We start from the raw sequence: 19,906 nt of genomic DNA on the forward strand, positions 1-19,906 counted from the left end.
GATTATTGCCAGGTAGTGTTCAGATTATCACACTGCCGTAGTCCCATCGGTCGGCCGAGCCCAATGAGGTCCAGACGAGTCCAGAAACGAGGATGGGCCGGCCGGACCATCGCTCGACCGCGGTGGCTGGCGCTTGCGTGTGCTGATCGGCGGCCGGATGCGGTGCCGCCGAGCGTCCTTCACGGAGGTACGACGAAGCGGTCTGGGACACGATCGCCTCCGCATCCCACTGGTGTTCGGACGCTCATCGAAGCTATCCAGCCACGCAGCCCTCCCTGTCACCCCGCAGAATCCACGCGGACGGCTCGCCGGCCCAAGACGCATCACTCGGCGGGCGGGTCCCACGGCGTCGTGACGCCGTGGGATACCGGGACCTCGAACGTGTTGAGGAGGAAGGAGGTGAGGCAGTAGTAGCCGGTGAGGGCGACCACCTCGACGAGCGTCCGCTCTCCCAGCACCGAGATCGCTGCGGCGTACAGATCGTCCGAAACGTGCCCGGTCGTGACGAGCGCATGCGCGACGGACCACGCCGCGTGATCGCTCGGGCTCTTGAACGCGGGATCCTCACCCCGTGCAACGCGCTCAATCGCGGACTCGGGGATCCCCTGCGCCCTAGCGCCCTTCGCATGGCCCGACCACGCGAGGCGGGCATGCCAGTGGCTCGCGACAGTGAGGGTGACGACCTCGGTCAGCCGTGGTCCGAGGCTCGTCGAAAACCGCAGCAGCGCACCGAGATCGCTGACCGCCGTGCCGATCTGCGGCGAGCGCAGCAGCACGTCGAACGGACCGCTCAACTGGCCCTCCGGCCGCACCGCTGTCGCTGCCCGCGGGCCGCTGACCACGGACTCCCACATCGCGTGTTGAGCCGGGTCGAATGCCGCCGGGTCGCGGAGCGCGGCCAGACGGGGCGTGGGCAGACGAGGTGGCTTGGCGGCGGGCGAGCCGCGATCGGGATCCGGATCCGGCGGCATCTGGCTCACAACTCCCGGAGCGGATGGGTTCGCAAGGAGTCGGACCACTCGTACTCGAGCCCGACGTCCAGGGCACCCAGCACCCGCACCACCATGTTGTAGTACGCCACGATGACGACGAGGTCAACGGCGGCGCGACGGCCGAGGGCATCTTCGAGTGCCATCCAGCACGCATCGTCGAGCCGACCATCGAGCGTGAGTTGCTCGGCCGCATCGAGGGCCGCCTGAACGACCGGCTCGAGGTCCGTCTCCTCGTCCGCGAGGTGCCGCTGCACGTCGTCGATGTCGCGCGACGAGACGCCGTTCTCCTCGGCGAGCTGCACGTGATGCGCGTACTCATAGGCGTTGCGGGCCAGAACGCCGACGCCGATGATCGCAAGCTCGCGCACGCGCGGGTCCACCGCGCTGCGGTCGCGCGCCCAGCGACCTACGAAGCGGTTCGCCTCGAGCGCCCCGGGGCTGTTGGCCAGGGCGCGATTGATATGGATGGGGCGGTCGAGCAGCGGACGCTCCTCGATGTCCAGATCATCGGATGTGAGGTACGGGATGCGTGCCATCGGCCGTCTCTTTCGTGGCCGGCGCGGCGGTGCGCCGCCCGCGGTCTGTTCGGCTGGCCCCACGCAGGAGCGTTGGTTTGCGAAATTACGATCAATGAATGATTATATGAGCACACGCGACGAAGCAGGCTGGGAAACGGCGAGGATCGACAATGGTGAAGGCCCAACAGGTGACAGATCCGGTCACCTACCACGGCGAGGGTGCGGTCTGGTACGAGGGATGGGGCGGCCTCCGGTTCGTCGACATGCTCGCCGGCGACGTTCTCTCCCTCGATACCGAGACGGGCGAGGTCAGCCGCCAACAGATCGGCTCCCCCGTCGCGGCGATGCTGCGACCACGCGAGAACGGCGGCTTCGTCGTCGCCACGGAGCGCGGCTTCGCGCTCTGGACGGACGAGGGCGAGGAGTGGGCATCCGGCCCGCTATGGGACGACCCCGACCGCCGGTTCAACGAAGGCGGCTGTGATCCGCTCGGCGCGCTCATCTGCGGGCAGAAGTCGTCCGCGGTCTCCGGCGGCGGCGAGGTACTCCGGCTGAACACGGACCGCACCGTCGACACGCTCTTCGGTGGTGTCACCGTCTCCAACGGCATCGGCTTCACCGCCGACCGCTCCCGCATGTACTACATCGACTCCCGCACTCGGCGCATCGACGTCTTCGACGCCGACGGCCACACCCTTTCGGATCGGCGCCCCTTCGTGGCGATCCCGGACGGCGTGGGCGGCCCGGACGGCATGTGGGTCGACGCCGAGGACGGGGTCTGGGTCGCGCTCTTCCGCGGGGCCGCCGTGCGCCACTACAACTCGGCGGGCGAACTGGAGGACGTCGTCGAGCTGCCGCCCAGCCAGGTGAGCTCGTGCACCTTCGGCGGTCCCGACCTCAGCACGCTCTACATCACGACGTCGCGGGAGAACCTCCCCGACGACGCGGAGCCGCTCGCGGGGGCCGTCTTCGCGGCATCCGTGGGCGTCGCCGGCCAGCCCGTCATCCCCTTCGCCGGATGACGGCCGATCGGGCGGCCGGGTCGCGCCGCGAGAGTCTGACGGCGGGTTGGCGTTTCGGGGGCGCCGTGCCGCACCCCGGGCCGGAGGATCGCCTCGACGAGCGGGTCGTGGCGGAGTGGTCGACGGCCGACCTCGACGACAGCGGGTGGGAGGCCATCGACCTGCCCCACACCGTCGTCCCGCTCTCGTGGGAGGCTTGGGACGCCCGCGCCTGGGAGAAGGTGTGGGCCTACCGCCGCACCTTCACGGTCGATGTGGCACCCGGTGAGCGCGTCTTCCTCGACTTCGATGGCGCCGTGACCTCGGCGATCGTGACGCTCAACGGCGTGCAGGTGGGTCGGAACCGCGGCGGGTACCTGCCGTTCGGCTTCGAGATCACGGACGTCGTGGTCGCCGGCGAGAACCGGCTGGCCGTGATCCTCGACGCCCGCTTTAACATCAACGTGCCGCCCAACGCCCCGGACCCGGTCTCGAGCAGCGCGATCGATTTCTTCCAGCCGGGCGGGATCGATCGCGCCGTCTGGCTGCGCTACGAGCCCGCCGCCTTCATCGGCGACGTGGCGCTCACGCACCGCGACGTCCTGGATTCCGCTCGGCGGACCACGAGCGCCGTCATCACGATCGACGCGGTCGACGCCGTCGACGACGCCGCGCTGACGATCCGGGTGCGTGCCGGCGACGACATCATCGCCGGCACGACGAGCGAGCCGCTCCGGGTGCCCGCCGGTCGATCCGAGCACACCGTCGAACTGGGCGGGCTCGACCGGATTCGCCTCTGGGACGTCGACGACCCGGCGCTCTATCAGGTCGAGGCGGTGCTGACCGCCGACGGCCGCGACCTGCACGCCCGGTCGGTCCGCACCGGCTACCGCGAGGCCCGCTTCGAGCTGGACGGCTTCTATCTGAACGGGCGTCGGCGCTACCTCATGGGGGCCAACCGCCACGCCTACTTCCCGTACGCCGGATTCGCGATGCCGGACCGCGTGCACCGGAAGGACGCCGAGGTCCTCCGTCGCGAGCTCAACTGCCTCATGGTCCGGTGCTCGCACTACCCGCCGTCCGCCGCCTTCCTCGACGCCTGCGACGAACTGGGCCTCCTGGTGTGGGAGGAGTCGCCCGGCTGGCACTTCATCGGTGACACGGAGTGGCAGGAGGCGGCGCTCGATCAGATCGAGCGGATGGTCGTCCGCGACCGGCACCGGCCCTCCGTCGTGGTGTGGGGCGCTCGGCTCAACGAGACCCCGGACAACCCCGACTTCTACGGCCGCACCGAGGCGCTCGTCAAGCGGCTCGATCCCACCCGGGCGACGAGCGGCGCCACCAACGGCGAGTACTTCCGGTCGATGACGTTCCAGCACGACCTGTTCAGCTACGACGACTACACGACCCGCCTCGAGGACGGCGACCGCCGTCCCGATCTCGTGGAGCCGGTGCGCGACCGGCCGTACCTGGTCAGCGAGTCGGTGGCCGCGCGCAGCAGCCCGACCACGCACTACCGCCGGACGGAGACGGCGGCGGTGGCTCAGCACCAGGCCCGGGACTACGCCGTCGCGCACGATCACGCGCGCGGCGACACCTCCTTCAGCGGACTGCTCGCGTGGCTCGCATTCGACTACCAGTCGCCGCGCGGCAACGGCCGCCGCGGCGTGCGCTTCACGGGTCTGACCGACATGTTCCGGGTGCCGAAGCCCGGTGCAGCGCTGTACCGCTCGCAGGTGGCGCCGACGACCAGAGTCGTCATCGAGCCCGCGTTCGCGTGGGACCCCCCGCAGTTCGGCAACGCCCACGGCTACGCCGACCGCCCGGAGACCGCGGAGTGGGGGCCCGGATCCGAGGCGATCATCTGCTCCAACTGCGACCGGCTCGAGGTCTACCTGGGCGCCGAGCTCGTCGGCACGGTCACGCCCGACCGGGAGCGGTTCCCGCACCTCGAGTACCCGCCCTCGTTCGTCGACCTGTCGCTCACCGGCCGCGATCCGGAGCTGCGCATCGACGGGTTCGTCGACGGAGCGCTCGTCGGCAGCCGTCGCTGGTCGGGCGACCGCACCGGCGACGCGCTCGAGCTCCGCGCCGACGACCAGAGCCTTCTGGCCGACGGGTCCGACGCGACGCGTGTGACCATCGCCGTGGTCGATCGCTACGGCAACCCGCGGGCGACCGCGCTACCGACGGTCTCCCTCGAGATCGACGGACCGGCGACACTGGTCGGCGAGCCGCTCGTCGACCTCGACCGGATCGGCGCGATCGCCGCCGTATGGATCCGCTCGCAGGCGGATCGAACGGGCCGAGTCACAATCCGCGCTGCGGCCCCCGGTTTCGGGGCCGGCGCCGCGGTCGTGGACATGACACCGACACGACGCTCCGGCGTCGACGAGAGGGGCTGACCGATGCACATCGATCTGACGGGCCGCGTGGCCGTCATCACCGGCGCAGGACGAGGGATCGGGCGCGACATCGCCCGGCGGCTCGCGCGCGAGGGAGTCCGCGTCATCGGGCTCGACGTGAATGCGGCCGACCTGGAGTTGCTGCCCGGCGAGCTCGCCCAGCACGGCACCGAGGGCGACGCGTTCCTCTGCGACATAACCGACGAGGCGCGGGTCAACGAGGTGATCGGCGAGGTGCTCGCGAAGCACCAGCGGATCGACCTGCTCATCAACAACGCGGGCATCGGCGCCACCGCGCCGACCGACCTGCTGGAGGTCGCGGCCTGGCGGCGCGTGCACGAGGTCAACCTGACCGGCACCTTCATCATGAGCAAGGCCGTCATCCCTGCCATGAAGGCGCAGCGGAGCGGCCGGATCATCAACGCGGCGTCGTTCGCGGCCGTCATCCCGTCGGTCGCGCACGCCGCGTACGCGTCGTCGAAGATGGCCGTCGTGCAGTTCACGCGGGCACTCGCCGGCGAGCTCGGGCCGTGGAACATCACGGTCAACAGCTACGCGCCGGGAATGGTGCCGACCCTGCTCAACCACTTCACCGAGCGCGAGGCGGCGGAGCAGGATCGGCTGCTCGGCACGCTCTCCCTGCGGCGTTGGGAGACGACGGACGACATCGCGAACCTCATCTGCTTCCTCGCCTCCGACGAGGCCGGCTACATCACCGGCACCCTCATCGATGTCAGCGGCGGCAAGCTCGCCACCCAGAATCCGGCCGCGGCGTACGACTACGCCGAGTCGGGCGACATCTCACAGATCCCCTGACCCATGCGCGCTTTCGAGATCGTCGAGCGGGGTCACGGCGAGGTCGTCGAGGTCGACCCGCCGGTCGCCGGGCCGGGACAGGTGGTGGTGGATGTCGCCCTCGTCGGCATCTGCGGCACGGACGTCTCGATCTTCACCGGCGACGAGGCGCGCCTCGCCCGCAGCCGGCTCAGCTATCCGATCCGGCTCGGCCACGAATGGTCAGGCACGGTCGTCGAGCTGGGCGAGGGCGTCGACCCGGCATGGCTCGGGCGGCGAGTCACCGGGGACACCCTGATCGGCTGCGGACACTGCGCGCGGTGCCTCTCCGGCCGTCACCATCTCTGCGACGACCACTGGGGCATCGGCGTGCGGCGCAACTGGCCGGGCGCCCTGGCCGAGAAGCTGCTCGTGCCCGAGGTCTCGCTTCGCGGGCTGCCGGACGAGGTCGACGACGAGCAGGGCGCGATGGTGGAGCCGGGCGCGAACTCGTTCCGTGCGGTCCAGGCCGCGGGCATCCTGCCGGGGTCGACCGTGCTCGTGCTCGGCACCGGCGCGATCGGCTTGATCGCGGCGCAGTTCGCCATAGCGGCGGGCGGTGAGGTGCACGTGGTGGGAATCGACGACGACGGACTCCGGATCGCGCGCTCGCTCGGCGTCCAGGGCACCTGGCGTCCCGACGAGCAGCCCTCGACCCCGTGGGACGCGGTCATCGAGGCGACCAACTCCCCCGTGATGCCGGGCTTCGCGCTCGACGCCGTGGACGCCGGCCGCGTGGCCGTCTTCATCGGCGTCGCGCCGACGCCGAGCGAGGTCGACGCCCGCACGATCGTGCACAAGGAGATCACCGTGCACGGCATCCTGGGCGGCTCGCTCGGGCTGAACGACACGATCGCCGCCTACGCGGACGGCTCCGTCGATCCGCGTCCGCTCATCGCCGCCACCGTGACGCTGGAGCAGGCGGAGGACGTGCTCACGGGTCGCGCGCCGCACACCCGGGGGCCCGGGCCCAAGTTCCTGATCGACCCGAGCCGGGTCGACCGATGACCCGGAGGATGGCGGTGCTCCGATGAGTCCGCAGCCCGAGCGCACGCTCTTCGTCGGATCGTTTACCGCGCCCAAGGGCGCTCGTGGAGAGGGCCTGACGACCCTGTCGGCGGCTCCCGAAGGGGCTGTGCTCCGCCTGGTGGGCGTCGATCGCGGGGGCTGCCCGGCGTACCTCGTGCAGCACCCGACGCTCGACCGGCTCTACGCCGCCTCCGAGCTGCCGGACGGCACCATCGACACCTACGCGGTGGAGCCCGACGGCTCGACGCGGCTGATCGCGCAGACCGCGACGGGTTCGAGCCCCGCCCACATCGCCCTGGGCGTCGTCGACGGCACGACGTTCCTCTTCACCTCGCACTACTTCGGCGGGTGCTTCGCCGTGCACCGCGTCGATGACGACGGCACGGTCGGCGAGCTGCTCGACCTCGTCGACCGGCGCCCGGCCGCCGGACCGGGGCGCACCGCTCGGGCCCACTGCGCCGTCTTCGCGCCGGACGGTCGCTTCGTCTACGGCACGGATCTCGGCACCGACCAGGTCCTCACCTATGCGATCGACGCGGAGACCGGCAAGATCACCGAGGTCGCCGCCGCCTCCACCCCGGCCGACGCCGGCCCCCGGCACCTCGCGCTGCACCCCGACGGACGGCTGTTCGTCTCCGCCGAGCTCGGCGGGCTGGTCATGACGTTCCGAACGAGTACCGACGGGAAGCTGGAGTGGGTCGGCGACCGCCCCTCGCTGGCCCATCGCTCTCCGGCCGGTCCCGCCGGAGACCCGGTGCGACCACAGCCCTCCGAGATTGTGCTCAGCCACGGCGGTCGCTTCCTACACGTGGGCAATCGCCGCGTGGGCATGATCTCGACCTTCGAGGTCGAGGACGACGACCTGCGGCATATCGCCGACACCCCCACCGGCGGCCGCACACCGCGGCACTTCGCGGTAGTCGACGACGAGCTCTACGTCGGCAACGAGGACATCGACGACGTCCGAGCGTTTCACGTCGACCCGCAGAGCGGGCTCCTCAGCCCAACTGGCGCGCGCGTCGAGGTACTCTGCCCGGTGGCGATACTGGTGGGAGGCCAACGATGAACAGGCTCGCCGGCAAGGTGTGCGTCGTAACGGGGGCCGGTGCACCCGGCGACGAGATCGGCAACGGGCGGGCGGTCGCACTTCTGTTCGCGCGCGAGGGCGGAACGGTGGTCGTCAACGACCTCGACCCCGACGCCGCCGAGGTCACCCGGGCAATGATCGCCGACGAGGGAGGCACGGCGACCACCTTCGTCGGCGATCTCAGTCGTGCTGTCGTGGCCGAAGCCCTAATCGCTCACACGCTCGACACCCACGGTCGCATCGACGTGCTGCACAACAACATCGGCATCAGCGGTCGAGGGACCGTGGTCGACGTGACCGAAGAGCTGTGGGACCGGGTCATGCGCGTCAACGTCACGACGATCATGCTTACCGGCAAGTACGCGATCCCGGCGATGTCACGGGCCGGCGGGGGCGCGATCACCACGACCTCGTCGTTGGCCGCGCTCAGGCCGACGGGCCGTGCGCCGTACTCCGCCTCAAAGGGTGCAGTGATCTCACTCACGAAGAGTATGGCCCTGGACCATGCCGCCGACGGCATCCGGGTCAATTGCATCCTTCCCGGACCGCTGTTCACTCCGCACGCGGGTTCGCGCGAGATGACCGACGCCGTGCGCGAGCGTCGCCGACACTCGTCGCCCCTGCACCGTGAGGGGACGGCGTGGGATGTCGGCTATGCGGCCGTGTTCCTGGCCAGTGAAGAGGCTCGCTACCTGACTGGCGTGGTGCTTCCGGTCGACGGCGGCGTGTCGCTGACGACGACGGAGCGGCATTGAGCGGAGCCGGATCACCGTCGGCCCCGGCCGCGCCCGAGCCGGAGTTGCGCGGCCAGGTCGCCCTCGTGACTGGCGGCAGCCGCGGGATCGGTCTGGCGGTCGCCTCCCTTCTAGCTCTTCGGGGAGCCCATGTGGTCATCGCCGCTCGCGACGGGGAAGCTGCACAGGCGGCGGCGACGGGGATACGGGAGGAGCCGCAGGGACGCGGCATCGCCTGCGACGGCACTGCACTCGACGTCCGGTTCGAGAATGACGTTGTGGAACAGATCGACGCGATCGTCGACCGTTTCGGCTCTCTCGACATCCTGATCAACAACGCCGGCACCTCCGGACCGCCCAACAATCTCTGGGAGACGCCTACAGTGTTCTTTGAGGACGTCATGCGGGTCCACTTGCACGGCACTTTCCACTGCATGAAGGCCGCGATCCCGCACATGCTGCGCGCTGGCTACGGCCGCATCGTGAACATGGCGAGTGTCGCAGGCAAGGAGGGCAACCCGCAGAAGGCCCCGTACTCGGCCGCCAAGGCCGCGGTCATCGGGATGACGAAGTCGGTGGCCAAGGAGCTCGCTGTGAGCGGGATCCTGGTGAACGCCGTCGCCCCGACTATCATCGAGACGGACCTGCTCTCGCAGTCCGACCCCGCTCACATCGCGATGCTCACCGCCAAAATCCCGATGGGCCGCCGTGGCACGCCCGCGGAGGTGGCTGAGATGGTCTGCTTCGCGGCGTCGCCACGATGCTCCTTCACCACAGGGGCCGTGTTCGACGTCAGCGGCGGACGCCTGACCTATTGACGCGGCAGTCAAGTCCGCGCCCCGCCGTGATGTCTTATGGTCCTAGCGTGAGGCGCTCGATTTGTGACCGCTGTCTTCGAGCCGTCCCCTGTCAGACCCCCCGAGAGTCGGGTTCTGGAGTTGGTCCTGTAGACCAGTGCCTCACGATGCAGATCGACCCCGCCATGCATTTGCGAACTCGCGTAATCGACGGGTGAACCGTCAGGGCCGGACGCAGCACTTACTTTGGAACCGCCGCCGGTTCCTGTCGAAGGACGATGGAACGTGGCGCCTCAAGCGCTCGCGAAGGCTCTCGGCACCCGAGTATTGCCGTGTTCGCCGGCGGCGCTTCGGCGATCGCGCGTGCTGTCTCAAGGTCGAGTCCCGAATTGCCGCCGGTGATCACGAGTGTTCTGCCGGGCTAACGCGCCAACGGTCGTCACGACGACTGTCGCGGTCGGTTCGTTGGATGAGCTCCGCCCGATCGCGCTTCTGGGCGGTGCGATGGATCCTCGCTAGAGCGCGTGCCGCGCTGCGGAGACAAGTTCCGCGAGTCCTTGGAGGCGCGGCGCCGCGCGCTCGCGGAGCGCGGTTCTCGGATCCACCTCCACCACGGTGTCAGCCCACACGCTCCTTCCGGCCAGGAAGCCAGATGCGCCACCGGCGCAGCTTTCTGCGACAGCTTCCGGGAAGTCTTCCGGTGCGACACCATTGGAGAGGATCACCCAGGGACCAGCCACTATCTCAGACAGTTCTCTGGCGCTCGCACGGACTCTCGAGACGTCTCCCGGTGTGTATCCCGGAACTTGAGCTTTGTATAAACTGGCGCCCTTCGATAAGGCCTCGGCGACATCCAGAATCGCCTCGTCGCGCTCCTTGAGGTCCCGCCACGACTCGCCGGGTGCCAGCCGCACCACGCCCTCGACCAAACTTTCGACGCCGGCTTGCTCTGCCAAATCGAGGAATTGGTCTACAAGATCGCGCTCACCCTTGCGCCCACCATGCCACAAGACGAGTAGCTTGAGCGCCACGGCCTGCGTCTCACGGACATAGTCGACCGTTATTCGCGGGTCGACGCTCGTCGCGGTGACACCCACGCCACGGACATTCGTCAGGGCGTCAGCCGCCAGAATAAGCCCGCAGTTCGGCTGCAGCTCGGCTGGCCGTTGTCCGTTCGGTATGCCGAAGCGGTTGTCCAGGAGCATGCCGGAAGCGTGGGGGCTGAGGATTTCGATCGCCTCGCGCTTGAATTCCTGCAGCACCTGGTCGCTCACGAGTACACCGTCTGCGACGGGCGGGAACATCTCGCGAAGGACCTCTCGATGGTCGAGCGCGACCATCGAGTAACTACCATCCGCAGTCTGCAGCGCTTCCAGGCCGCGACGCGCCTTCTCCGTGATCTGAGTCACGTCCATCCTTACGATCGACCAATACTTAGGTCGGGTGCGAGCCGACTCGTCCGCCCGCACCCGACTTTTATTTTGTCGTTATTTGGTGATAGTGAATCCCTGGCTTGCGCCATACTTTTTCAGCGACTCACCCCACTTGGTTAGACCGGCCTGCAGGTCGCCGTGTTTCGCGTACTCCTGACCAACTGAGTCCCCCACAATAGAATTCGCGTAGACCTGGTACGGCAGGAACTGCCACCCCGGCGATACCTGGCGTGTGGCCTCAGCAAATACCTTGTAGATCTGCTGACCACCGAAGTAGTCGACGTGCTGGTTGAGCCAATCCGGTGAGTTCAGGACCGCCGTCATGCTGGGCGTCGCACCGTTGGCGACCCAAATCTGGTTCGCCTCCTTGTTCTGGCTGAACCACTGCGCGAAGCCGACTGCGGCGAGCTTGTGCTTACTTGCCGCGAGCACCGCAGACGTGGATCCGCCAGTCTGCCCGTTGGCCTGCTCGCCCTTTTTGTACTGAGGCAGCAGGGCGGCACGCCACTTTCCTGTCGCCGTCGGCACGTGGTTGATCAACGAGCCGGACCCCCAGCCTCCTGTGATCAGGGTGGCGTATTTGCCGTTGGCCAGTCCAGTAAACCAATCCGGCGTAAAGGTGGGGACTGTGGTGTCGACCAGACCTTGCGAGACCAGCTGTCCCCACATCGAAGAGAAACGTTTCGTCCCGTTGTCCTGCAGGTTGATTGAAACCTTCGTGCCCGACGTCGAGTACGGCCGGCCTCCGGCCTGCCAGATCATTCCGTTCAGAATGTTCGGCTCTCCCGTATCCGCGGTGATGTAATTCTCTGGGTTAGCCTCATGGATCTTCTTGGCGTCGGCGATGTACTCGTCCCATGTCTGGGGCACGCTCAGCCCCAGACTGTTGAAGACATCGGGGCGGTAGAACATCTCTAGTGGCCCGGTGTCTTGCGGGACTCCGTAGATACCTCCGAGTACATTCACGGCCTCCCAGCTTGCGTCGCTGAACTTCGACTTGTTCTTTGCCTGCCCATACTGGGCAAGGTTGACCAGCGATTTGTTGAGCACAAAGCTCGGGAGCGCGTTGTACTCGATTTGGGCCACGTCGGGTACGCCGGAACCTGCCTTGATCACGTTCTGGAGCTTGGTGTATTCGGTGCCGCTACTGCCAACGTTCTGCAGGTTGATCTTGATCTTGGGGTACGCCTTCTCGAAGGCAGCGATAACGGGAGCGTCTTGTGGGGCCCATCCCCATACGGTGAGCGTCGTCGGCTTCTGGAGCGCCGCCTCAATCTGCGAAGCCGTTGCCAGCTGCTTGGCGCCCGCGCCGCTCTCATTCGTGCTTGAGCCCCCCGGCGAGCAGGCCGTGAGCCCGACGGAGATGGCGACGCACACAGCTGCAGCGCTCAACGTAGCGCGTCGCCGATGTCGTCGTTGAAGATTTGACACAGCTATCACCTCTTGTCTTTTTCGTGCAAGGCGATCGAGCGGGATTGCTCGATTCACCGGTCCTATTGCTTGACGCTTCCAGCGGCGAGACCGTTCTCCCAGAAGCGCTGCAGTAACAGGAAGATGACGACGATTGGGATCACGGCGACGACCGAGCCGGTAATAACCAAGTTGTAGATCGCGTCCCCTCCGTCGTTACTCGCTTGGGCACTCCAGTTGTTGAGTCCGACGGTCAAGGGGAACCACTTAGGATCGCTGAGCATGATCAGCGGCAGGAAGTAGTTGTTCCAGGAGCCCACGATTGAGAACAGCAGCACTGTCACGAAACCCGGCATGAGTAGTCGGAGGCTGACGGATCGGAAGATGCGTAGTTCGCCAGCTCCATCGATGCGAGCGGCCTCCAGCAACTCCAGTGGGACAGCTTCTGTAGCGAAGGTCCAGATCAAGTAGAGACCGAAAGGATTGACCAGTGACGGGATTATGACGGCGAAGGGAGTGTTGGTGAGCCCGAGCGCGCTGAACAACAGGAACGTAGGAACCGCGAGGGCGGTGCCGGGGATGGCGACGGCGCCAATAATGACGGCGAATACGACACGCTTACCGCGGAAGTTGTAACGAGCAAGACCGTAGCCTGCAAGCGTGGCCAGGATCGTCGCTCCACCGGCGCCGACGACGACATACAGGACCGTATTAAGCAGCCACCGGCCATACTCGCCATGCCCATACGTAAATGTCTCCACGACGTTGTCCCAGAGGGCGAAATGGCCGCCGAACGCCAATCCGAAGGTGGAGAATAGGGCTGCTTGCGTCTTCGTCGAGCTGATGAGAAGCCACAGCAGCGGAACGACGGTATAAAGCAGCCCGAGTACCATGACGGCCGTCAGGAAGATGGACTTTCGGGGCCGCAGCTGTGGGTGTCGTCGAACCGACGATACGGTTCGCGAAGGGGCCCTCAAGCGGGTCAATAGAGCAGTCACATTCGGCCCTCTCGTCTAGTCAGGACCACCTGCACGATGTAGGCGGCCACCATGGTGATGGCTCCCATTACGATTGCGACAGCTGCCGAGTAGTTGAATTGTGTGCCGGCGAACGCGAGGTTGTATGCGTAATAGTTCGGCGTGAAGCTCGAGTTGATGGAGTTGGGAGCAAGCGTGTGCAGCACGCTGGGCTCGGCGAAAAGCTGAAAGCTCCCGATCACCGAGAAGACGAGACACACGACGAAAGCACCCCGCATCGCCGGAAGCTTGACTCGGCGGATGATGTGGAACTCGTTCGCACCGTCAATCGACGCGGCCTCATACAAGTCTTTCGGCACGACTTTCAACGCGCCGTAGAGAACCAGCATGTTATAGCCGGCGAACTCCCAGGTGCTGATGTTGCCGATAGCGGCGAGAATGTAGTTGCTGGAGAGGACATCAGGAAGATCCAAGTGCAAGAACGAACTGACGTCTCCGATCAGGCCGAAGTTCCTGCCATAGATGAATCCCCACATGAGCGCTGCCACGACGGACGGGATCGCGTACGGCAGGAAGAACACCATGCGGAAGAATGCCGGAAAAAGAAGCCGCGCGCTGTCGATCGCAAGAGCCGCGACCGTCGCCGCCAGCATCATGATCGGCACCTGCACGAGCATGAAGATTGTGACGCGTCCGAGGCCGGAATAGAACTGCGGATCGGCGAATACCTGCACAAAGTTGGCGAGCCCGACGAAAGAATTGCCCCCTACCAGCCGGTCTTGGAAGACCGACAGGTAAATGGCGTACACGATCGGCGTGATCAGTACGAAGACGAACACGATAAGGAAGGGGGCCATGAACACCCACCCGGCGGATTCGTGGCGGGATCGCTTCCGCGAACCGCGTGTCAGTTGGCGCGGTGAGAGGAGGGTGGCGGTCACGTGGCGGCCTCCGCCTGACCGGTTCGCCATATCGCCCAAGGAGCGAGGATGAACATACGTGCTTCTTTCATCATTGGAAGAGCAGAGCTCTGACGCTGAGGTCGTTCGGGCTGTTGACTTACGAACAGCGCATGCATCGCGATCCTACCCGGATGTGACTATTCGATCAAGCGACGGCGATAAAGTCTCATCCGGAAGGGGCTCCGCGTTCACGCGTGGGCCCCGAGTTGCGCTATTTCGGGGACCAAACCATGTGTGATCGTTTGCACACTCGAGTGCTATGTGATCGAATCGTGTTCAAGTCGCGTCTGTCCGAGCGTTGACAGGAAGTCGAGGAACCATCCGTGTCCGAGGTCGCACAGCAGACATCCATTGCGACCCGCCGCAAGCAGATCGTCGAGGTGGTCGATCTCCGCGGGTACTGCGCTGTGGAAGAGCTTGCCAGGATGTTCGACGTCTCGGCGATGACCATCCGCCGAGATATCACCGAGCTGTCACTTCAGCACCATGTCGTGAAGTTCCACGGCGGCGTCCGCTCTAAGGGGTCGCTCCGCGCATTCATGCCCGACTATGCCGAGCGCGCATTCTCGGAGCGGGTCGTCAAGCGCCGGATCGCCGAGCTCGCGGTCGAGTTCATCGAGCCCGGGATGACCCTCGGTCTCGATGCAGGGACGACCGTGTCGGGCGTGGCTCAGCTCCTGCCCCTCGACATCGACATCCGAGTCATCACCGCCTCGCTGACCGCCACCGAGGTGCTCATCGCAAAGAAGAATGTCGAAGTCACGTCGATCGGCGGGGTGCTGCGACGGGAGAGCCTTTCGTTCATCGGCACGTACGGCGTGGAGGCGCTGTCGCGCCTCCAGATGGACACCGTGTTCCTCGGAGCACACGGCCTCTCCTCTCGGGGCGTCTTCGACGCTACGGACCAGGACGCCACGATCAAGAGGGCGATGATCCGGTCATCCGATCGGGTCGTGCTCTTGGCGGACTCGTCGAAGTTCACCAAGAAGGCCATGACCAAGATCTGCGAGTGGGGATCAGTCCACGTGCTGATCACCGATGATGGAATCCCCGAACAGCAGCACGAGATGCTGATCCAGCGCGGCATCGACGTTCGACTCGCGACCGCAGCCAATCCTGCCGACGCGGATGGGCTCGAAGCCGAGTAGACCGCGGCGACCGTCAACCGGCGAGAATATCGTCCTCACGACGCCCGGCTCTCGATCCGTGCGGTAGTCCTCCCCAGCTCGGGGTTGACAGCCGAGACGAGGATCGTCCCGCCCGCTGCCGGGATGGTCTGCACCCATACCGCGCCGACGGCGCCCGTGTCCTCGAGATTCAGAGACGAGTCGCCGATCAGCAATCCGGGACCGTCGACATTGAACTGGATGACCCGTCGTGACGCGCCGCGGGGCTCCCCAAAGCGGTCGACGATCATGACGACGACGCGGGTTGCGTCCACACCGTCGGCGAACAGGCTGCGGTCATCGGGGATCATCGCGAGGGTGTCGCCCGAGCGATCGCCGGAGTAGCGACGAGTAAGGACCTTCTCGTCCCCGAGGTATCCATCGATCCGGAGGTCCGTCGACGGGCGGTCGCGCAGCGTCAGGTCAACGAACGAGGGGGCGAAGGGCAGATGTGGGAACCGCGCCCGGTCAGGGTGCACGCGCTCAACGAGATGGTTGCCGAGGAAGACGTCGAGGTAGTCACAGTTCGAGCAGATCATGGCCTCCGCGCCGGGGCCCCAGGCGCGCGCTTCGGGGCGTGTGGCGTAGGTCTCCGACGGAGACAGCTCCGGGGGATCCCAGGTGAACGCTGGCTGGACCACGATCCGCTCCGTCGGCGAGACCTGCGCCTGATAGATGGCAGCTCCGGGCTTCAGGACACGGAAGACGTCTCCGAGGCCCGAGGTCTTCGTGCCGTGGTGGTGGTTGTCCCCCCGCGCTGACTGGTAGTCGAACGCGACCCATGCCAGTAGGCCGGAGAACCGTGGGTCGCCCATGGCGTCGTCGTGCACCTGGGCGTAGTCGAGCGCTTGGTGCTGCTGGACCGACGCCACCTCGGCCCGCCGGTACTTGATGGTCGGGCTGCTGCGGATCGAGACGGCCTCGCTCACGAGGTACGGGCGCCCGTCCACCGGCGGTCGCAGGCGGGGGCGCCGCCGGCCCTCGTCGTCGACGACGGTCGCGTAGTCGTCGTAGCTGAAGACGTCGTGCTGGAAGACCGCGACGTCCATGTAGTCGCCGTGCATCGTCCCGCTGGTCTGCCGGGTGGGGTCGAGCGCCTTCACCAGGCGCTCCGTGCGGTCGTAGAACTCCGGGTTGTCGGGCGTCTCGTTGAGCCGGGCGCCCCACACCACGATCGAGGGACGGTGCCGGTCGCGCTCGATCATGTTCGCGATGTCGTCGGCCGCGTGATCCTGCCAGACCTGGTCGCCGACGAACTGCCACCCCGGCGACTCCTCCCAGACCAGCAGGCCGAGCTCGTCGCAGGCGTCGAGGAAGGCGGGCGACTGCGGGTAGTGCGAGCAGCGCACCATGGCGCAGTTCAGGTCGCGCTTGATGATCTCCGCGTCGCGGCGCTCGACACGGTCCGGCATCGAGAACGCCTTATAGGGGAAGAGCCCGTGGCGGTTGACGCCCATGAGGTACCGGCGGCGCCCGTTGAGGAAGAAGCCGCCCGGCTCGAACCGGGCCTCGCGGTATCCGGTGCGCCGGCTGTCGCGGTGGACGGGTCGCCCGTCGACCTCGAGCGTGACGGTCAGGTCGTAGAGCACCGGATCGTCGATGTCCCAGAGCCGCACGTCGTCGAGCGCCCCGACCTCGACCGAGAGCCGGGTGATCCCCTGCTCGACGACGTCGACGTGCTGAGTGGCGCGCCCCACCTCCGCCCCGTCGGCGGACGTCACGGTGACGACGACATCGAGCGCATTGCACGTCGTCGCGGAGTCCACCTCAACCTCCACGATCGAGCGCCGCCGAGCCGGGTCGAGTACGTCGTGGTGGCTGACCCGGAGGGCGCGGACGTAGCTCGCGGGCGCGTCGCGCAGCCAGACGTCGCGATGGATCCCGCCCGGCTGCCAGAAGTCGATGACCCCGGCGGGGATGGGCGCCGGGGGGTTCGGGGGCACATTCAGCGCCGCACGGGAGTCGACGACCACGGCCAGCTGATGCTCGACGCCATCGGCGACGAGTTCGGTGATCTCGACGCTGAACGGGAGGTACCCACCGACGTGCTCTGCGATGACCTGCCCGTCGAGCGCGACGACCGCGTTGGTCAGGACGGCGTCGAAGTCGAGGAACGACCGGCGACCCGGGCCCTGCTCGACCCGCAGCGGCCGGCGGTACACCCACACCTTCTCCCAGGTGGACGGATTCCACAGCTTCCAGGAGAGCGGGACGACCGTGTGCGGGAGGCGCACCTCCTGCCAGTCCGCGACATCGAGGTCCGGTGCGGAGTAGGCGGCCGCCTTGTCGGCGTAGAGTCGGCCGCCCGGCCCGGGCGCGGGGACCTCGCCCCCGAACAGCCATCCCGTGTTGATGCGCTCCCGGCTCGTCGCGGTGGTGGTGGCGTCGTCGCCGACCTGCATGTCGTCTTCCATTCCGTTGTCGTCGCGTTCCGTCGTCGTCGCCGGGGGCGAGCGCGTTCAGTCGGCCTGTGCCCGGGCGGCTTCGAGCGACGCGACCCGGGCGGCGGTGGAACCGCCGAAGTACTTGTCGCGGGCCTCGCGGAGGAACTCGACCGAGGCGCGCATCTCGTCCATGCCGTTCTCGCCGTCCTCGACGCTGACCCAGCCGTCGTAGCCGGCGGCGTTCAGCACCCGGAAGATCTCCGGGTAGTCGTTGAGGCCCTCGCCGACGACGCCGTGCGCCAGCAGCGGCGAGTAGCCCAGAGTCCCGTCGGCCTGGCGCAGCTGGTCGAGGGTCGCACCGGGCAGCAGGCGCCGATCGGACGCCTGCATCGAGACGACGCGGTCGACCACGAGGTGGAGGAACTCGACCGGGTCCTCCCCCGCCATGGTCGCGTTGGACGGGTCGTACTGCACGCCGAAGTAGGCGCGCTCGGGCACCCGCTCGAGTAGCGCGAGGTAGACGTCCTTGCGCTGCGCGAACTCGGGGTACTTCCAGTTGCTCGCCTTGTAGTGGTTCTCGATCGCGAGGATGACGCCCTGCTCGCGGGCGATCGGGATCAGACGCTGGATGGCGTCGGCGGCGAAGTCGAGGCCCTGCTCCACCGAGAGGCCGGGGTGCGCCTGCCCGGTCAGCACCCGACACGTCACGCCCGGGCCGCCGAGGCGCGCCGCGACGCCGATCAGCTCGACCTCCAGGTCGAACTGGCGCGCGCGCTCGTCGGGGTCGGGGTTCACCAGGTCGGGTGACGCGCACAGCATTGGCATCTCGAACCCGCCGGAGGCCAGCGCCTCGCCGATCCGATCGACCGCCGACGGCGATCGGTCCCAGATGAAGCCCCAGTGCAGCTCGAGGCCGTCCACCGGCAGCGTCTTGGCCATCTCGATCCAGTCGAAGACCGACATGGAGCGCTTGACGGCGATCTCCGGCACGAAGGCCTTGGGCAGCACGGACACTCTCATGGGTCTTTCCTTCGATCGTGAGAAAAAGAGAACAAGCCCGGAGCGTGCCGACGACTTGTCGAGGGAAGCGCTCACCCACCGCGGCCATGCGGTTGACAAGCGACCTACGCCGTGTGCATATTACAACGTGTTCGTGTTCGAACATACTCATGACACAGACGGGAAGACAGCTCATGCCGGAGAATCAGGATCCGCTGGACGTCATGGTCCTCGGGCGCGTGTGCGTCGACCTCTATCCGGCGGAGATCAACACTCCGATCGAGGACGTCACCAGCTTCACCAAGTCCATCGGAGGCAGCGCGGCGAATGTCGCGGTCGCGGTGGCCAAGCACGGCCACCGGGTCTCCTTGATCACGCGGACCGGCAACGACGCCTTCGGGCGGTACGCGAAGCGTCAGATCGGCGACTTCGGCATCGACAACACCCACGTCTTTCCGGTCGACGGCATCAACACGGTGCTCACCTTCTGCGAGATCTACCCGCCGGACCGCTTCCCCTCCTTCATCTACCGGGTGCCGACGGCTCCGGATATGAAGATCCGCGCCGACGAGCTCCCCCTGGACGAGATCCGCGATGCCCGGATCTTCTGGGCGACCGGCACCGGGCTCTCGGCGCAGCCGGCGCGCGACGCCCAGATCGCGGCGTGGCGCGCGCGGGGGCGTCGAAGCCACACCATCCTCGATCTCGACTACCGGCCCACCTTCTGGCCGTCGCCGGAGGCCGCTCACGAGGCGATCGAGGACGCTCTGCAGTACGCGACGGTCGCCGTCGGGAACGAGCGGGAGTGCGAGATCGCGGTCGGCGAGACCGACGCGCACCGCGCCGCCGACGCACTCCTCGACCGCGGTGTCGAGCTGGCGATCGTCAAGCGCGGGGAGAAGGGCGTGCTCGCGAAGACCCGCGAGGAGACCGTCGAGGTCGCCCCGATCATGGTGGACGTCGTCAACGGGCTCGGCGCCGGTGACGGCTTCGGAGGCGCCCTCTGTCACGGTCTGCTGTCCGGATGGTCGTTGCAGCGCACCCTCGCCTTCGCCAACATGGCGGGCGCGATCGTCGTGACCAAGCGCGAATGCTCACCCGCCATGCCGACGACGGCCGAGGTCGAGGAGTGGTTGGCCGCCCGCGGCGAGGGCGTGCCCGTCGCCTGAGCACCGGCC

17 protein-coding genes are annotated in these 19,906 nt (G+C 67.1%); 9 read left to right on the forward strand and 8 right to left on the reverse strand.

All coding sequences use genetic code 11. From position 1 onward, the window contains the following. Positions 1-323: 323 nt before the first annotated feature. Both VHB92_RS02100 and VHB92_RS02105 read right to left on the reverse strand, forming a co-directional pair. Positions 324-980, reverse strand: a complete 657-nt coding sequence (locus tag VHB92_RS02100; protein WP_325450889.1) for a hypothetical protein — start codon at positions 978-980, stop codon at positions 324-326. Then, the gene (locus VHB92_RS02105) at positions 977-1,528 is read right to left on the reverse strand and encodes a carboxymuconolactone decarboxylase family protein (protein ID WP_325450891.1); all 552 of its coding nucleotides are present in this window, start codon (positions 1,526-1,528) and stop codon (positions 977-979) included. The genes VHB92_RS02100 and VHB92_RS02105 overlap by 4 nt, the downstream gene beginning before the upstream one ends. 152 nt (positions 1,529-1,680) lie before the next feature. Between VHB92_RS02105 and VHB92_RS02110 the strand changes: the two genes are divergently transcribed. From VHB92_RS02110 to VHB92_RS02140, 7 genes are read left to right on the forward strand one after another with little or no spacing between them, the layout of a single operon-like run. Further along, on the forward strand, positions 1,681-2,532 hold the full coding sequence (locus VHB92_RS02110) for an SMP-30/gluconolactonase/LRE family protein (RefSeq protein ID WP_325450893.1): 852 nt from the start codon (positions 1,681-1,683) through the stop codon (positions 2,530-2,532). Then, positions 2,529-4,916, forward strand: coding sequence for a glycoside hydrolase family 2 protein (locus VHB92_RS02115; RefSeq protein ID WP_325450895.1), 2,388 nt, complete (start codon positions 2,529-2,531; stop codon positions 4,914-4,916). Before VHB92_RS02110 ends, VHB92_RS02115 begins: the two co-directional genes overlap by 4 nt. Before the next feature lie 3 nt (positions 4,917-4,919). After that, positions 4,920-5,732, forward strand: a complete 813-nt coding sequence (locus VHB92_RS02120; protein WP_325450897.1) for an SDR family NAD(P)-dependent oxidoreductase — start codon at positions 4,920-4,922, stop codon at positions 5,730-5,732. A gap of 3 nt (positions 5,733-5,735) precedes the next feature. Then, the gene (locus VHB92_RS02125) at positions 5,736-6,758 is read left to right on the forward strand and encodes a zinc-dependent alcohol dehydrogenase (RefSeq protein WP_325450899.1); all 1,023 of its coding nucleotides are present in this window, start codon (positions 5,736-5,738) and stop codon (positions 6,756-6,758) included. A gap of 22 nt (positions 6,759-6,780) precedes the next feature. After that, the gene (locus tag VHB92_RS02130) at positions 6,781-7,845 is read left to right on the forward strand and encodes a lactonase family protein (protein WP_325450902.1); all 1,065 of its coding nucleotides are present in this window, start codon (positions 6,781-6,783) and stop codon (positions 7,843-7,845) included. Continuing rightward, a complete protein-coding gene (locus VHB92_RS02135; protein WP_325450904.1) occupies positions 7,842-8,621 on the forward strand; it encodes an SDR family NAD(P)-dependent oxidoreductase in 780 nt (259 codons plus the stop codon). Before VHB92_RS02130 ends, VHB92_RS02135 begins: the two co-directional genes overlap by 4 nt. Then, positions 8,618-9,418 carry an SDR family NAD(P)-dependent oxidoreductase gene (locus VHB92_RS02140; RefSeq protein WP_325450906.1) on the forward strand — a complete coding sequence of 267 codons (801 nt, stop codon included), beginning with the start codon at positions 8,618-8,620 and terminating at the stop codon, positions 9,416-9,418. The genes VHB92_RS02135 and VHB92_RS02140 overlap by 4 nt, the downstream gene beginning before the upstream one ends. Positions 9,419-9,912: 494 nt before the next feature. On the opposite strand, the gene VHB92_RS02145 is transcribed toward VHB92_RS02140, so the two are convergent. The 4 genes from VHB92_RS02145 to VHB92_RS02160 form a co-directional block, all read right to left on the reverse strand. Continuing rightward, complete coding sequence (locus VHB92_RS02145; protein WP_325450908.1) at positions 9,913-10,806, reverse strand: hypothetical protein; 894 nt, start codon at positions 10,804-10,806, stop codon at positions 9,913-9,915. A 78-nt stretch (positions 10,807-10,884) separates the two neighbouring features. Next, positions 10,885-12,222 carry an ABC transporter substrate-binding protein gene (locus tag VHB92_RS02150; RefSeq protein ID WP_325450910.1) on the reverse strand — a complete coding sequence of 446 codons (1,338 nt, stop codon included), beginning with the start codon at positions 12,220-12,222 and terminating at the stop codon, positions 10,885-10,887. A gap of 101 nt (positions 12,223-12,323) precedes the next feature. Further along, complete coding sequence (locus VHB92_RS02155) at positions 12,324-13,133, reverse strand: carbohydrate ABC transporter permease (protein ID WP_325450912.1); 810 nt, start codon at positions 13,131-13,133, stop codon at positions 12,324-12,326. A 101-nt stretch (positions 13,134-13,234) separates the two neighbouring features. Beyond that, a complete protein-coding gene (locus VHB92_RS02160) occupies positions 13,235-14,074 on the reverse strand; it encodes a sugar ABC transporter permease (RefSeq protein WP_325451291.1) in 840 nt (279 codons plus the stop codon). A gap of 428 nt (positions 14,075-14,502) precedes the next feature. On the opposite strand from VHB92_RS02160, the gene VHB92_RS02165 reads away from it, so the two are divergent. Further along, a complete protein-coding gene (locus tag VHB92_RS02165) occupies positions 14,503-15,327 on the forward strand; it encodes a DeoR/GlpR family DNA-binding transcription regulator (protein WP_325450914.1) in 825 nt (274 codons plus the stop codon). A gap of 35 nt (positions 15,328-15,362) precedes the next feature. Here VHB92_RS02165 and VHB92_RS02170 read toward each other — a convergent pair whose 3' ends face one another. Then, on the reverse strand, positions 15,363-17,759 hold the full coding sequence (locus VHB92_RS02170) for a glycoside hydrolase family 2 protein (RefSeq protein WP_325450916.1): 2,397 nt from the start codon (positions 17,757-17,759) through the stop codon (positions 15,363-15,365). Between the two features lie 45 nt (positions 17,760-17,804). Further along, entirely contained in the window at positions 17,805-18,749 is a 945-nt protein-coding gene (locus VHB92_RS02175) for a sugar phosphate isomerase/epimerase family protein (RefSeq protein WP_325450918.1), read from the reverse strand. 149 nt (positions 18,750-18,898) lie between these two features. On the opposite strand from VHB92_RS02175, the gene iolC reads away from it, so the two are divergent. Beyond that, positions 18,899-19,897 (forward strand): 5-dehydro-2-deoxygluconokinase, encoded by a 999-nt coding sequence (gene iolC / locus VHB92_RS02180; RefSeq protein WP_325450920.1) that lies wholly within the window; start codon positions 18,899-18,901, stop codon positions 19,895-19,897. Positions 19,898-19,906 lie beyond the last annotated feature (9 nt).

The sequence above is a fragment of the Humibacter sp. genome (assembly GCF_035547335.1).
Taxonomy (GTDB): domain Bacteria; phylum Actinomycetota; class Actinomycetes; order Actinomycetales; family Microbacteriaceae; genus Humibacter.